At 67.1% G+C, this 15951-nt stretch carries 8 protein-coding genes; 2 read left to right on the forward strand and 6 right to left on the reverse strand.

Features of this window, described 5'->3' with window-relative positions; genetic code table 11:
* On the reverse strand, positions 1 to 271 hold a 271-nt coding region (locus B384_RS0113120; protein ID WP_019483559.1), incomplete at its 3' end, for a helix-turn-helix domain-containing protein.
* Positions 272 to 381: 110 nt separating this feature from the next.
* Between B384_RS0113120 and hutH the strand changes: the two genes are divergently transcribed.
* Positions 382 to 1959, forward strand: a complete 1578-nt coding sequence (gene hutH, locus B384_RS0113125) for a histidine ammonia-lyase (RefSeq protein ID WP_019483560.1) — start codon at positions 382 to 384, stop codon at positions 1957 to 1959.
* Between the two features lie 5 nt (positions 1960 to 1964).
* Here the strand turns inward: hutH and B384_RS0113130 are convergent, their stop codons facing one another.
* Positions 1965 to 2696 carry a DsbA family protein gene (locus B384_RS0113130; RefSeq protein ID WP_019483561.1) on the reverse strand — a complete coding sequence of 244 codons (732 nt, stop codon included), beginning with the start codon at positions 2694 to 2696 and terminating at the stop codon, positions 1965 to 1967.
* Positions 2697 to 2864: 168 nt separating this feature from the next.
* Here B384_RS0113130 and B384_RS0113135 point away from each other — a divergent pair, with 168 nt between their 5' ends.
* Positions 2865 to 3689, forward strand: a complete 825-nt coding sequence (locus tag B384_RS0113135) for a siderophore-interacting protein (protein WP_019483562.1) — start codon at positions 2865 to 2867, stop codon at positions 3687 to 3689.
* Between the two features lie 44 nt (positions 3690 to 3733).
* Here B384_RS0113135 and B384_RS0113140 read toward each other — a convergent pair whose 3' ends face one another.
* The 4 genes from B384_RS0113140 to B384_RS0113155 are packed head-to-tail and all read right to left on the reverse strand — an operon-like array spanning position 3734 to position 15917.
* Positions 3734 to 4924, reverse strand: a complete 1191-nt coding sequence (locus tag B384_RS0113140) for a cation:proton antiporter (RefSeq protein ID WP_019483563.1) — start codon at positions 4922 to 4924, stop codon at positions 3734 to 3736.
* Positions 4925 to 4931: 7 nt separating this feature from the next.
* Positions 4932 to 5414: a cation:proton antiporter regulatory subunit gene (locus tag B384_RS0113145; RefSeq protein WP_019483564.1), complete on the reverse strand. Its 483-nt coding sequence runs from the start codon at positions 5412 to 5414 to the stop codon at positions 4932 to 4934.
* Positions 5415 to 5457: 43 nt separating this feature from the next.
* Complete coding sequence (locus tag B384_RS0113150) at positions 5458 to 9102, reverse strand: hypothetical protein (RefSeq protein WP_019483565.1); 3645 nt, start codon at positions 9100 to 9102, stop codon at positions 5458 to 5460.
* Positions 9103 to 9104: 2 nt separating this feature from the next.
* A complete protein-coding gene (locus tag B384_RS0113155) occupies positions 9105 to 15917 on the reverse strand; it encodes a DUF6603 domain-containing protein (protein WP_020424620.1) in 6813 nt (2270 codons plus the stop codon).
* Positions 15918 to 15951 lie beyond the last annotated feature (34 nt).

The raw sequence follows: 15951 nt of genomic DNA on the forward strand, positions 1-15951 counted from the left end.
GCCGGTCCAGGGCTGCCCCCGCCAGCGAGACCAGGGACTCGTGGCTGAGCGCCTGGGCGCCGAGCTGGACGATGCGCATCCCCGGCCGGTACCCGTCGTCGTCCTTCCGGACGAAGCCGGTGGACTCGAGGGTGCGAAGCAGTCGCAATGCTGTGGAGGCTGAGAGCGTGGCGTCCCGGGCCGCGTCGGCCAGGCTGACCACACCCCGGTCACACACGGTGCCGAGGAGGAGTAACGCGCGTTCAACGGTGCGGGTCGATGCGTCGGCCATCTGGTGCCTCCTTTTGACGCTGGGTCTTGCATTGCTGGTCATAATGCATTTCACTTATTGAAACGCTCTTTTCATTCATTGGCAAGACTTCTTGTGAAAGCGGGTCCCAGGTGGGCAGTACCCAGACCGTCAACGTGGGCGTCGGCGCCCTTCGGCCGGACGACGTCGTCGCGGTGGCGCGGCATGGCGCCAAGGTCAGCATCCTTGAGGAGTCCATCCTCGCGATGAAAGCGTCCCGGCAGGTGATCGAGGAGCTGGTCAACGACCCCATTCCTCATTACGGCGTGTCCACCGGTTTCGGCGCCCTGGCCACCACGCATATCCCGGTGGCGCAGCGCACCCAGTTGCAGCGAAGCCTGATCCGCAGCCATGCCGCGTCCTCCGGCGCCGAGGTGGACCGCGAGGTGGTGCGCGGCCTGATGCTCGGGCGGCTGTCGACGATGGCTACCGGACGCACCGGGGTCCGCCCGCTGGTGGCCCGGACTTACGCCGCACTCCTCAACGCGGGAATCACTCCGGTGGTTGGCGAGTACGGGTCGCTGGGCTGTTCCGGCGATCTGGCCCCGCTCTCGCACATAGCGCTCGCCCTGATGGGTGAGGGGGACGTGCGGGACAACGACGGCGTCCTGCTGCCCGCCGCGCAGGCGTTGGCCGCCGCGGGGATCACCCCGGTGGAGCTACGCGAAAAGGAAGGGCTCGCCCTGATCAACGGCACTGACGGGATGCTCGGCATGCTGATCATGGCCTCGGCGGACCTCCACCGGCTCCTGAAAACCGCCGATCTCGCCGCGGCCATGAGCGTTGAGGGACTCCTCGGAACGGACAGCGTGTTTGCCGCCGATATCCACGCGCTCCGCCCCCACCCGGGCCAGATATCCTCGGCCGCGAACATCCGACGGCTCCTGGCGGGGTCGCCGCTGATCCAGCAGCATTCGGCCAGTGAACTCAGCGAACACCGCAGCACCCGGGTGCAGGACGCCTATTCGCTGCGCTGCGCCCCGCAGGTCCATGGCGCCGCGCGGTCAACGCTTGCCTACGTCGAATCGGTGGCTGCCATCGAACTGGGATCGGCCATCGACAACCCGGTGGTGACCGTTGACGGTCGGGTGGAGTCCAACGGCAATTTCCATGGCGCCCCCGTAGGGTACGCACTCGATTTCCTGGCGATCGCCGTCGCCGATGTGGCTTCCATGAGCGAACGCCGCACCGACCGTTTCCTGGACAAGGCCCGCAACCACGGTCTGAACCCGTTCCTTGCGCATGATCCGGGTGTCGACTCGGGCCACATGATTGCCCAGTACACGCAGGCCGGGATTGTGTCCGAACTGAAGCGGCTCGCAAACCCCGCCTCAGTGGATTCCATCCCCTCCTCGGCGATGCAGGAAGACCACGTGTCGATGGGCTGGTCAGCCGGTCTCAAACTCCGCCGCGCACTGGACGGGCTGACGCGGGTGCTGGCCATCGAGATCCTCACCTCGGCGCGTGCCCTGGACATGCGCGACGGCGGTCTGGCCACCTCGCGCAGTGCAGTCGGGCCGCACGCGGTGCGCGCGGCCGTCCGTCAGGTGGTCGAAGGACCTGGCACCGACCGGTACCTGGCGCCGGAGATTGAGGCGGTTCGTGTCCTGGTGGACAACGGATCTTTGCTCACCGCGGTGCAGGATACGCTGGGCGACGCGCTGGCCTAGGCCACCTACTTTTTGGTCCGGCGGCTACCGCCGTGCCAGTCCTCCTGAACACCGGTGTCCCCAGCTGGAACGCCCAGTGCGGGGAGTTGTGGACGCTCTCTGAGGCTGCGCTTCAGCTCTGCGAACCCGGCGAAGCCAGCCAACCCGACGACGTGGTCCCACAGCTGGACTGCCTCGTCATCGCTGGGCAGACGGCTGATGACCGGGCCGAAAAACGCCACCCCCGTGGGCGGCTTGAAGTGGATGATCGGGGTGCCCACATCCTTGCCGGTGAGGGCCAGCGCTTCATCACCTTCGGACTGGATCAGGCTGTCGAACCCTGCGTCGTCGAGCGCAGCAGCCAGGTCGGCAGGCAGCCCGGCACTGGCCAGGATCTGTTCAGCGAACGCACGGGTGCCACGACGGTCCACGGCCGGATCGCCGTCGTCGGGAACCGGGTCCGACTCGAAAATGTGCTTGCCGCAGGCGGCGTAGAAGGCTCCCACCGCCTCTGGCCCCTGCTCAACGCGAGCACGTGCCGCCACCCTGAGCAGCCGGAGCCCTGCTGTGTGCCCGGCCTCGTATTCCGGCGGGAAGTGCGAGGCATAGTCGAGGTGCGAGTTGATCAACCGTAGCGAAATGAATCGCCACTCAACCGCGAAGTCCCGCTGACCCATCACCTGGCGGACCCATTTACTGGTCATCCAGGCGAAGGGGCAGACGGGGTCGAAATAAAAGTTGATGTCGGCGTCGCTCACGCCCCAACGTTAAAGTGCCTCTGCACGTAGGTCAACCATCATGCACCCCTTGGATGCAGTTAATTAGTACATAGCTGGTCGGGCGTTTTTACGAGTCGGGGTAGGGTCAAACTACCTGTTTTCGGGGCCCGGAACCCGGTTCCCTACGAGCTAAAGGAGTTCGACCCCATGAGCGTTGCCCCGGTGCGCAAACCCAAGCCGCAGACTGTTCTGACTGTCCAGAGCACCGAGTGGTTGACCCCAGCCATGGTGCGGGTGGTGGCGGGGGGCGAGGGGTTCACCGCGTTCGGGCGCAATGAGTTCACCGACAGGTACGTGAAGATCCATTTCGCCAGGCCCGAACTCGGTCTGGTGCCCCCGTACGATCATCAGGCACTCCGGGAGACACTCGACCCCGCCGACCTTCCCGCCACCCGGACCTACACTCTGCGCTGGGTGGACTACGCCGCGCAGCGTCTGGCCATCGACTTCGTGGTGCATGGCGACGAGGGGCTTGCCGGACCGTGGGCGGCCGCGGCCCAGCCGGGAGACACCCTGGTGGTGACCGGTCCCGGCGGCGGGTACGCTCCCGATACCACCGCCGACTGGCACCTCTTCGCCGCCGATGAAACTGCCATGCCCGCTGTGGCCGCGGCGCTGGAAACACTCCCGCCCGACGCCGTCGGGCTGGCCTTCATCGAGGTGGAAGACGACGCCGACCACCAGGACCTCACCGCTCCTCCGGGTGTTGACCTCGTCTGGTTGTACCGCCGCGGGACCACCGCGGGCGCCCTGCTGGCAGCGGCTGTGCGGCAGGCACGGTGGCGCACCGGCCGGGTGCAGGTTTTTGCACATGGGGAGCGGGAGGCCATGAAGCAGCTCCGCGATGTCTTCTTCGTGGAGCACGGCCTGAACCGCAGCCAGGTATCACTGTCGGGCTATTGGGCGCTGGGACGGACCGAGGACCGGTTCCAGGCTGAAAAGCGGGAACCGGTCGGCAAGATCCTCGACTGAGCCGTATCCGTGCCGGAGTGCACGAAGGGCTCGTGTCGGGGTCGCTAACCCGCGGGAAGCGGCTCGGGACGGGGTTTGCGCTGCAGCAAGCCCATCGCCGGCTCGACCAGGCGGGCCGCAACCGGACCGATAATCGCGGTCAGCAGCACATATGCGGTGGCCAGGGCAGCCAGTTCCCCGGTCACGGCGCCCGACGCGACAGCCAGCCCGGCGATCACAATCGAAAACTCACCGCGGGCAATCAGCGCCACGCCGGCCCGCGCACGGCCCAGCCGACCTACCCCCTGCCGCCGTGCGGCCCACCACCCCGTCCCGATCTTCGTCAGGGCGGTGATGAAGGCCAGGAGGACCGCGACGCCGAGCACCGGGGGAATCGTCGCAGGGTCGGTGTTCAGACCGAACACGACGAAAAAGATTGCTGCAAAAAGGTCCCGCAGGGGTTCGAGCAGACGGGTGGCGTTGGTGGCTGTCGCTCCCGAAATCGCGATGCCGAGCAGGAACGCGCCGACTGCGGCGGACACCTGCATTGCCGCGGCAACGCCAGCCACCAGAAGAGCCGCACCGAGCACGGTCAGGAGGAAAACCTCACGATCCTTGCTGTCCACCACCGCTGAGACCACGTTCCCGAACCGCAGGGCAATGATGAGCACCACGGTTACGACGACGAGGGAGATTCCCACCGACTGCATGCCACCGGCGAAACTCGCGCCGGCCAGGACGGTGGTCAGAATGGGCAGGTACACGGCCATCGCCAGGTCTTCGAACACGAGCAGTGACAGGATCACCGGGGTTTCCCGGTTACCCAGCCGGCCCAGGTCGGTGAGCACCTTCGCCACAATGCCGGACGACGAAATGTAGGTCACGCCACCCATCACCATCGCCCCCACCGGGCCCCAGCCCAGCAGCAGGGCGACCACGGCTCCGGGCGTGAAATTCAGGACGATATCCAGGACGCCGGAGAGCCAGGACTGCCGAAGCCCGGTCACCAGTTCTTTGGCCGTGTATTCGAGGCCCAGCATGAGCAGCAGCAGGATCACACCAATTTCACTGGCGATCTCACTGAATTCGTTGAGCCCCTCCAACTCGATCAATCCACCGTTGCCGAAAAACAGCCCGCCCAGGAGGTAGAGCGGTATGGGAGAGAGACCAATTCGACCGGCAAGCCGTCCAAGGACACCGAGGCAGAAGAACACCGCCCCCAGTTCGATTAGTGTCAGTGCGCTGCTGGCCTCCAAACCAGCCTCAGCCGCCGCTGAGGATATCGGCGGCAGCGTCCAGACCTTCGGCGGTCCCGACGGCAACGAGGAGGTCTCCGGCGTGCAGGGTGAAATCGGGTGCTGGCGATGGCTCGACCCTGCCCTCGCGCAGGGCAGCCACCACTGAGGCGCCGGTGCGGGTTCGCATCCTGGTTTCGCCGAGCCGGTAGCCGTCGAACGGCGACCCGCTGATAATCAGGAACTGGCGGGTGTTCACACCGGGAAGATCCCGGTGCTCTTCGGTCAGCTGGGCCACCAGTTGGTGGGCGCCGAGCAGGTTACCCAGGGTTGCGGCTTCGTCGGCCGTCAGTGGAATGGATACCAGGCAGGCGTCCGGGTCGTCCTGCCTGGAAATGATCAGGGCGGTTTCACCATCACGCTGGGTGACAGTTCCGATGCGGCGCCCCGAGGACGTCACAATGTCTTTGCGCATGCCAATGCCGGGCAGCGGCGTCTTATCGACCTTCATAGCGCTAATTCTAGACCTGTGGGGCCCCGGCGTTTACCTCTTCCTAAAGGCGAAACGGTGGCCGTAACCGGAGCTGGATGCTTTGCTCCGCACTCCGGCCATCGGGGCCGGTCAGCCGGACGGTGATCCGATCCGGTGCCGCCGGGCTGTACACCCAGTACTCCCCCGCCCGTGAGGGATACCGCCCCACCTGGGTCCGGGTGGAGGCCGCCTCGGGGGTCGCCACCGGCACCTCCTCAAGATTGCCTTCAATGACCACCGGCCTGGGTGGCCGCCCCGGGAAAGGCCGCCCCGGGAAAGGCCCACTGGCACGGGGCCGCAGGGTCACCCGCAACCGGAACGAGCCAGCAGGAGTGGCCGCAGGAGGCGTACTGCTCTGCCACTCAGCGAGCACCCCGGTCAGGGGCTGCCGACGAGCGAGGGCGAGTCCGTTGATTTCCGGCGCCGGCAGCAGCGATCCGGGTGGGACTGTCACGGTTTCGGTGCTGGTCCGGCCCAGCGGATCGGTGATGATCACCCTCACCTCGATGATGTCCCCGGGGTCGGCCCGGCGGAGGAGTGCCCGATAGCCGGTCGGCGCTCCGGCGAGGGCTTCAATTCGCCAGAATCCCGATCCGGTGGTGGGTTCCACCTCGGTCACCAACCCGAGTTGTTCGGAGGAGTCGATTAACGCGGCCCCGAGGGGGACGGTTGCGGCGACGGAAATCCGGTGGGTGCCCAGCGGGCTGCGCACGGCCGGGGCCCGGCTGGTCCACCTGACCAGCACCTCCCCGGGACCGCCCGCACCGGGTGCGACGGTCAGCGCAGAGAGGTCGGGGGGCCCTGCTGGGGGTACCACCACCCAGGCGGCTGAACTCGCATCCGAGCGGTCGCCGAGGATGCCGCGGGAGGGGTCGTCGCTGCTCCAGACGGTGGCCCGGTACCAGAGCCGTTTCCAGGAACCGTCAGGGACGTCGAACCCGTCCAGGGTCCGGATCCCGCCGGGCGCCGGGCCCGCACCGATGGTCCACCCGGGTGTGCTTGCGGACACGGCTGCCACGGGCGGTCCCATGGTGCCCAGTGATGCGACAGCCTCGTCCACCCGGACCCGGTGCAGTTCCACCCGGGTCACCGCTGCGCCGTCGCGCGCACCGACCAGCACCCGGGCCTTATAAACACCCGCATCCTCCACCGCATGGAGCTCAAGGGTCGGCGGGGCAGGCTGGGACCGGCGCGGAACCGCGTAGGCAAACCATTGGTCAGCCGCGTCAGGCCCGGACGGCCAGGGCGCCTCGACCTGGCCGGCGCTGACTCCGATGATCACAAAGGCGTGAATGTCGGTGGTACCGCGGGGCAGCGTTACATCGGCGGATGTCCCGGAGACCAGGGTGGCGTTGCGGCGGGTGAAGGCGCGTCTGGAGGGATCGTTGTTGAAGACGTCCTTCATCGCCTCGAGCCGTTGGGACAGCGGGGCCTCCAGATCAGCCGGTGGCAACCCGGCGTTCTGCAGTAACTTGGTCTCGGTGGATTCGTAGATGGCGTAGCCGGCCACCGACCCAGCGGACGACCAGGACAGGCGTGCATGAGATTCCCCGTTTGCGTCGGGGAGGCTACCCAGGGCCACCGTTGGCAGGGTGTTCATGACAACTGCTGGTGGGCGTGGATCCGAGGTCGTCACGACGCTGGGATCCGCTGGCCAGGCGCCCCACCGTTGAGGCAGGACCCGTTCCCTCCCGATAGCCCACAGCGCCAACCCGATATGGCCCGATGCATCAAAGTCCAGGCTGAAACCGGGAATCCGCAGACGGTATCGCCGTTCCCGCTCCCCCTGCCCCGCGGGGCCCATCTCCACCACCGCGTCGCCCGCAAGATTCAGGCCCGTCAGGGTCATCCCCCCGCCGGAGCCTTCATCGCCAACGAAGACGACGTCGGCAAACGCGCCTCCCCCACCGAGGCTGCGCTGCAGCCCACCTGGCACCGAGGTATCGGGGGGTTGCGAACCGTGAAGCGGTGCGGCGAAGAGTCTGCCAGCAAACCGGATGGCCAGCGGCCCCCTGGCGGACCAGTCCCACAGGAACTCGACCTCCAGTTGCGCGGCAACGAGGCTCCCCGCCGTCGGGCTGCCCACCGCGGTCAGGGCGGCACTGACAATCCTGACGCCGTCGACGGCCGGTTGATCAACGGTGACTCCGGCGGTGCGCCATTTGCTCCACAGCCCGTAGAGGTCCTGATGTGCGACAGAGTAGCTCGGAGAGATACTTCCCGGATCGGTCGGGATGGGAATTTCGCGGTCGACCGCCGAAATCCTGTGCGGGGCCGGGTCCCCCTCCACCGGGGCGTCATTGATGATGCCGGGCAGCCAGCCGCCGCCCACCCGAGGGGGCAGCAAGGACGACGCCGCGAGGTCCCCCGGGCGGGACACCCGGGCGAAAGCGAAGCTGCGTGGACGAGCCAACGGGGTTGCCAGCGGCCGCTCCCACCCGGTGCGGAGGGACGTCCGCCACGGCGCGTCCCTGTCCATCGGGCGCAGATAGCCCATGGTCCGCACCAAAACCCCGGCCGGCGCCAGCGGTGCAATCCCGGGCTGCGGCGACGGGACCACCGCCGCGTAGGTGCGTTCTGCCGATTGCCCGTCAAGACCTTTCTCGTAGGTGGCTGTGACCAGGTAGTCGTAGCCGCTGCGCTCGCCGTGATCGTCCTTGGGCAGCTCATCGGGCCCGTACGCTGTGCCCATGCCGAGGGTGAGCGCGGCATAGGGATCCGCTCCGGCCGCCAGCAGCGTCATGCCCCACGGTGAGACCAGCGAGGTGGTGGGACTGCCGGGCGCCGAGCCGCCACTGGAGTTGGCCGGTGGCGGCATGGTGATGGCAATGGTCCGCCCAGCGTGCTCCTGCGGCGGGTGGGAGTTCGAGATGACCGCCAGGTGGTGCACCAGCGAGGCGTTGGCGTCATCGATGACCGCCGTAAAATCCGGTTCCTGCCAGCCGGGCGCGGTGATTCCTGCCGTGAGGTGCGGGTCCCAGCCCGACGACGGCGCGCCGCGTTCCAGCCGCTGTCCGGCAGCCGTGACGGGGTCGGTGAGTGCCGGTGCAGGGCCAGAGGCGTCCACCAGCATGCCCTGCGGGTGGCTGCCGTAGGCGGTCCCCGCCCACCGTGCACTGTCAACGGGCAGACCCACATGCTCCAGTTCCTCCCACCCCATTCCCTCGTCATACTGGGCCAGCTCGGTGCCCAGAATCGACTCGATCACAATGCCGGGGTCCACCAGGAGGCCGTCCATCGCCCCGGCACCAATCTGGACGGCTCCGGCCCCCGGCTCGAAACGCCTGACAGCCACGGCGCCTGAGGTGGTGGGCCAGCCGGCAAAAGCGTAGATGTAGCCGGCAGCGCCGCTGAGGAACAGGTGGGCGGTCACCAGCCGGGTCCCGTGCCAGGTCACCAGGGTACGCCCGCCCAACGAGGGGATGACGACCGCACGGAAGGTGAAGTCGGTGCGTTCGGCGCGCATGGCCGGCCGGCGCCAGACGCTGAACGGCCGGCTGGGTATGCCGATCTCCTGGTTGGTCAGCCACCGTAGCTGCACGTTCGCCGGCCTGACCTTGAGGGTGCGTGAATACTCTTTCAATCCGCCAAGGGTGCGGGCGTGAACCGCCCAATTGATGGCGACGCCCTCGGCCTGGAACCGGCGGGAATTGAATACGTAGCTCATGATCAGTCAGTCTCTTCCCACGGCGCGGAGGTGAGTTGGAGGTCGGCGACGGTAAACGCACTATCTGCGGCCGCCGGGCCGTCGAGATACGTCTCGGGTTGCGCGAGACGGGCCAGGACCAGGGTCAGGCGCTTGCTGCGGGACCCTGGTTTGAGGGAGACCAGGGCACGCTGGCCGCCCGGCCCCATCACCATCCGGTCCACGACTGCGCCAGCGCTGGGCCTCTCAGCGAGCTCCAGCCACCTGCGCTGCACCATCTTGTAGCGGCGGTTGCCGGCTACCGCCGAATCCACCTCTTCGACTGCCACCCCACGACTACGCCACATTGGCTCTGACGCATCGATGAGGACAGCTGCCGGTTGGGGGACCGAGCCCGGCGCCGCAGTTTCCCAGAACACCACAATCTGACCGGATTTAGGCACGCCCATCGGCTCCAGCCCCGCCGCAGTGAGCGCCTGGTCAAGTTCGGCGCCTTCCGGAGGGCGCGCCGCGAAGGATGCGGCAACGGTCTGCAGCGCCGCCGGCGCAGCGTACCGGTGCACAATCTTGGCGTCGGCGAACGACCCACTGAACTCTTCGACCGAGGCGTAGGCGCCGGTGCTGAAGGAGCGGCGCCAGATCACCTCACCCTGCGCGCCGTCGGGCGCCGTCAAATCGGCGGTTTCCACATCCATGATGTAGTCGGTGTAGCTCTCAAGTTCCACTCCCACGGTTTCCACCGAGTGCCTGACGCGTTCCTCATCCACGGGGATGCAACTGCCGGTCAGTACCCCAGCCAGCGCCTGCTCCCAGGGTGATAGGACCGCCGCCGCGACGAGCTCCGGGTTGTTGCCTCCGGCTGCGGTCCAGGGCCGCAACACCAACGGGTGGACGAAGCCGGGTTTCGCCTGGATGGGGCGGAAGGCTGAGGACCGCAACCGCACCTGAAGCCGTTTGCCGTAGGCCGCGAACATCCTGACCACGTTGGTGGTGCCGAAAATGATCTTGATGGGTTCCCCGGTGGGAAAGTGCTGCTCACCCTCCTGCGGGGTGCTGCCGAGGATCCAGGGGTCGAGTCGCCGGGGTGGCAGATTGTCGGTTCTGAAGAAGAACTGCTGCGGGGAACTGGCGACGTCGACGGCCGTTCCATCGGTCCCGTCGGGAAGGACGGGTCGAGCCTGCACGGAGTACCCGACTGTTGCGCGGTAGACGGTGTCGGGGTGGAGCAGCGCGTGGTCGTCCGTGTCGCCGCCGAGGACATTGGCGACCGCGGCCTGGCGGGAGTCGCGTTCGGTCTGGTCCCAGTCGAAGCGCAGGAACTCGGCGGTCCGGGTCAGTTCGGTGCCGGCCAGATAGTAGCCGCGGGCGTCGAGGCGCTCGTTGATTGAATCCTCGGGTGGCATCCCAATCTGAAGGTGGTCAGCCTTCTCGCCGCCCTTGACCTCAACGACGACCGGGAAGTACCCCAGCCGGGTCATGGCCGTGGCTTGCTGGCTGAGCAGGAACGTGTCCGCACCCCAGGGTCCGGCAGCGTCGGTCCAGCGGGCGGGGAGAGTGGTGACGGCGGGGGTGACAACGTCCCTGGAAAGTTCATTTTCCTCGGCGTCAAAGGCACAGACCACGAGTCCGCCCTCCAGCAACTCTCTGCGCACCAGCAGATACAACACCACCGCGGTGAAGGGGCCGGTGCGCAGCACCACCGCATTATCGAGTGGCCCCGGCTGGAATCCCGCGGCTTTCCAGCCCTCGTGGATGTCTTGTTTCCGCTCTTCGTCACCGTGGTGCATGGGGTCACGGGCGTCGTAGACGGGTGCAGCGAGCGCTCGGCTGGAACATTTGGCGCGGCCCTGCTTGATCGGAACACCATCCAGCAGTTGCGCCCGGTGGACGGTGAGGTCGGGGTCCGGGTTGGTGACCACATCGCCCCAGGCGACGCGAGGCAACACCGTTTCCTCTGGCTCCTTGCCTCCGAGGGCCGCGAGGACCGGGTTGTTGGCCTCGACTGATCCGTCCAGTTCGGGACGACGGGTGTCCGCCCGGTTGGCTTCCCTGACCTCCGGGCAGGTAGCGGCGAGCCCCTCCACCTGGGCGGGGACGACGGCGAGGAGACTGTCGACCGAGAAGTCGCCCGAGCGCCAGCGCTCGGTCACGGTCAGGTGGTTGTCCGGCGGTATCGACCGGTGGCTTCCCGGCGGGTCCGGCCAGGGCAGCCCGGTAAGGTGCCAGCCGGCCTCGGATGGCCCCAGGGGTTCGCCGAGGAAAGTGAACAGGACCGACGTCGGCGGGGCAATGGGATCACAGATGGTTCCCCAGCTGTCGGTGACCGTCTCCTCGAGCGAGTACCCGGTTTCGACTGCCTTGGGGGTTCCCTCCGGGAGCCAGCTCAGGAGCGCCAGTTGGGCCGACAGGGCCGTGTCGCCACTTTTTTGCTCCCACCAGGTAGCCGGTGTCGATCCGTCGGTGAATCCCCCCGGCAGCACACCGCCGTCGGGGCCCACCGGGTCGAGCTCCACTGAGGTCAGGGTGAATTTATAGGACGCGGATCCTTTCTTGACCCATCCCCCGGGAGCGACTCCGGTGCTGCCGGCCAGCACCTCGCCCTTGAACCGAACTGCCGGATCGGCGACCGGGGGCAGGTTCATCATGAGTACCGGAATGGCGTCCAGGGGAACACCATTCTCGGGGTCCACCGCGACCAGGGATTCGGCGGCGTCGGCCAGGCCGCTGTCGATCGGTTTGTCGACGCCTGAGCCCTGGACTAGCGCCGGTGACCTGCCCACCAACTTGAGGATTTCGACCAGCGGCGGCGGGGGCGGGGTCTGGATCGCCGTCTCGCCAAGTTCAAAAGTGACGCAGCCCTGCACGGAGAAGAACAGGAACTTCACCCGTCCGCAGATCTCGCCGCTGATGCGTGACACCTTGGCCGGGTTGCCGCCGATCATCTTCTCCCCCACGAAGACGTCCAGCTTGGCCCAGGCGCTCACCTCAATGATGAAGAGGTGAAGGCTGCCCCGGACATACAGGATCCCGGCGAGGCAGAACGGGTCGAACCCCACCACCGCATCAAAGCCGGCAGCGAGTTCGGCGTAGAGGCCGCTACTGCGGTCCCCCCATTCAAACGAGACGTGGAGGCCGGTACCGATGGAGAATCCGTAGACTTCGGGCAGGTTGTCCAGGGCAAGCCCGTTGCCGGAGAGCATCAGGTAGCCCGTGCCGTCGAACACCTCAAGGATGTTGGCGTGGATGGGGCTGCGCTGCCGGCCGAGGTACAGGTGCCAGTCCGCCACATCGGTGAAGTTGAAGAAAGCTTCGACCGGGATATGGAGTTCCAGCAGCGGTGAGATGTCGAAGTCAATGGAAATGCCGATGGTGAGAGTCCCGCGCCCCATGTCGAGGTCGATGACGGCCAGGAAGGTGCCTTCGGCGTTGCCGCCCAGGTTCGGCATCACGGCCAGCAGCTTCGCCTTCATGATCAGCAGTAGCCGCGGGCCGGGCAACTCCAGCATGATCAGGCCCTTGAGATTGAAGATGACGCTGCTGCCCATGGTGCCGAGGATTGCGCCAACACCAAAGGCCCAGGTGTTGACCTCGGGCTTCCAGAACTCCAGGTTCAGGGGGTTTCCGCCGGTGGCCCGGAGCCAGGCCAGTGCGGGTGCCATGTCGGAGGTGTCGATGTCGGTCAGGTCGCGTGCGTAGTTCATGGCGAACAATCCCATGAAACCGTAGATCCCCAGGCCGCTCTGCCCCAGCGGGATGGCGACCGGGAACTCGACCTCAAGTGCGACGATCACGCCGGTGGCCGGTCCGCCGTCCTCCTCGCTGATGTTCGCCACCCCCACCCCTGCGGCGATCCGCACCGACACGGGAACGATGGTCAGGTCCAGCTGCCCCTTTATCTCGCTGTCGTTCATTTCCAGGTAGCCTTTGCCAGCGATGGCACCCGGAATGTCGATGGAGGCGCCGAAAGCGGTGATCGCGAAACTGAACGGTTCGAAGGCAACCCGCAGCCGGGCCCGGTCGATGCTGACGACGCCAAGGTCGACGGCGAAATCCAGGTCAATCTCGAAGATGAGGGGATTGTTGCGTGCCACCCGTGCGCCGAGTACCTGCAGGAGCTCGCCGAGCGGTTCGGCAATCTTCAGCCCGCCGGGACCTGCCACCTCGATGGAATAGCCCTTCGCTGCGTCAAACACCGGCCGGAACTGGAACGGCTGACCGGCAGCGCCGTCCCCGAGCCTGATGCCCACCGCCTTGTAGCGTACCGAGAGCGGGGCCTCACGGGTGATCTCGACGAGACCAGCGATGTCCATCGAGATGGCCGCCTCGACGTCGAAGAGCACCACCAGTTCATTGGCGCCGGGGACAGCGTTGAGCAGGATCTCGCCGCCGTGCCACACCACCCTTTCGGTCTTAACAATCTCCGAGGAAGCAATGCCCGCCGGGATGGCGAGCATCGCGGCGGTGACCCCCATCTGGACGATGGCCCCCTCGTTGGCGACCGCCCCTGCCGTCTCGGAGAGCAGCGGCATCAGGACCACTGTGGCGCCGAAGAAGTCCAGCCCGAACTCCGGTGCCTGCAGCGCCTCTCCCGGCCGGATCCCCCACAGGTAGAGTCCGTCGGTGTCCTGGGGGTGGGCCCCATACTGGGCGGTCATCCTCACGGAGCCAACAGCCTCGTCGATTTCGATCAGGAACCGGATTCTGATGATGCCGTCGGCGGGGTTTCGGCCGATGGCCCGGGCCGCGCTGAGCTCGCTCCCCGGGGTCATCTGCCCGGCTAGCCGGTTCTCGGCGGCGGTCTGGATATCGAACTCCCCGAACACTTCGCAGGAGACGAAAGTGTTCCTGACGATTCTGACGACTGTGCCCAGTTTCCGGAACCAGGACGGCGGGTTGGTGCGGGTGCCGGGGTCGGCGTCGGGGGTGGTCAGATCGGTGCCGGGGCCGGTGGCTTCCTCCCGCCACAGTTCCGCCGTGACCAGCGTGTCCCCGGTGCTCACTGGCGGCCAGGTCGCTTCCGCTTTCCAGAAGGTCCGCCGGACGTCGAGGGCTGGCCCCTGCCCCGTCCACCCCGACATGTCGGCGGCAGCGGTGATCACCGGGTTCCTGCCGGTGAGTGCGGGCTCCTGGCAGAGCCGTTCGATGCGAAGTTGGAGGGCATCGGCGCGGCGCCGGGCAAGCCGTTCGTTGTATTGGCGGACCGTGGGTGTGTCGGTGCCCTCGAAACTGGCGTACCCGCTGATGGAGATGGGGTGCCCGGCGGGGAGCGCCGCGAGGAGCGGGCGGAGCGTGTCGTCGGAGTCGGTGCCCTGCGTCCAGGGGGTGGCGGCACCCGCATTGGGTGCCGGGGCTGACCGGCTTGGCGCCGCGGATTCGGCTCCCGGGTCCGGTGTGTCAAAGCGGTAATAGGCGGTGGCAGCCCCCACGGTGGTGGTCCCGGGAAGCCTGGCCTGTACCGAGAAGCGTTGGCCCGGGCCGACGTTGGCGGACAGCGTAGCCCCTGTCGTTGGCGCACCGCCGTCGACCCGCCATTCGGTGGTGGCCGCTGTTGCCGTGTCGACGTCGAGAGTGAGGACAACCGTCGTCGTCGTGCCCGCGACGGTTTCAGAGTCGACGCGCAGGCGCGGCGAGGCGGCCGGGACGGTACCCGTGGTGGTGCTGACGGTGCGAAGCTGGGCGTTGGTACCACCGTCCGGGACCGCGGCGAGGGCCGACGTCGTCAGGGTGAGGGTGGCGGTCTGTGGAGTGCCGCTGGTGTCCCTGACGGTGATGACGATGTTTCGGCTCGCGTCGGTGGAGAGATCGATGTCGGTGACCCTGCCGACCGGCTGTGCGACGCCGTCGACGGTGATGGTGAAGGTGTAGGGGGCCAGCCCGCCTTCAACGTCGGCAACCATCCGGGTGAGAGGGGGCAGGGTGACGGTGCGGGTGCCGCCGGTGCCGACCGGCGAGTAGCAGCGCCCGGCCGCATCGTAGAAGCGCGCCCCGAGTTTGAGGGCTCCTGCGCCCTGGTAGGCGACGGTCAGGTCGAAGTCGCCGGACACCCCGGAGGTCGCGCCGAAGCCGATGAGGAGGTTTTTGGCACCGGCGTCGACGCAGAGGTCGCGGGCGCCGTTCGGAGCCACGAAGAGCCGGATTTCGGGGAGATAAAGGCCCTGCCATTCGGCGCCGAGGTTGAGCAGGTCGAGGACGTCGGGTGGGGTGGCGTCACCGGAGAGATCGAGCATGCCGGAGCGGAATCCGAAGCCGACCACGTCGGTGGACCCGATGAACGCGAACGGAGGCTGCATGGTGACGAAGGAGGCAATGGCGGGATCGTCGGTGCCGGTGTCGCCGAGACCCAGGAACCTGGCGTCGGTGCCGCCGTCGTCGCCGAAGATCTGGAAGTCGACGTCCGGCAGGGTGAACGTGACGTCAGGATTCTGCGGATCCGGGACCAGCTCCCCCGGGCTGGGATGCTTGGCTCCGCGCAGGAACGGGGCTTTCAACACAATATTGCTCAGGCTCAGGTCGAGGGTGAAGTCCTCCCCGCCCAGTCCCGGGACCTGCAGTTCGAAGGTGAGGGTGGTGTTGCGGACGTCAATCCACGAGTTTTCACCGAAGGCGTCCTCTCCACCTGCGGTCGCGGCGGGGGTCCAGACCAGTCGTTTGCTGACGACGTCGACGCCGAGTTTCAGCCCGGCGGCGAAGGACACCGAGCCGGTGACGGTCACACCGCCGGGGTTCGAGGGGGTTTGCTGATCGTCGACGGTGAACTCGTCGAGGGCTTCCCCGAAATCCCCGAGCTCCGTGCCATCACCGAGCAGGGGTGTGAGTGTATCCAGTAGTGAAGGCATTGCCGAGCTCCTCAGCGGATATCCAGCACGTCAG

It is taken from the genome of Arthrobacter sp. TB 23, from assembly GCF_000294595.1.
Classification (GTDB): domain Bacteria; phylum Actinomycetota; class Actinomycetes; order Actinomycetales; family Micrococcaceae; genus Arthrobacter_D.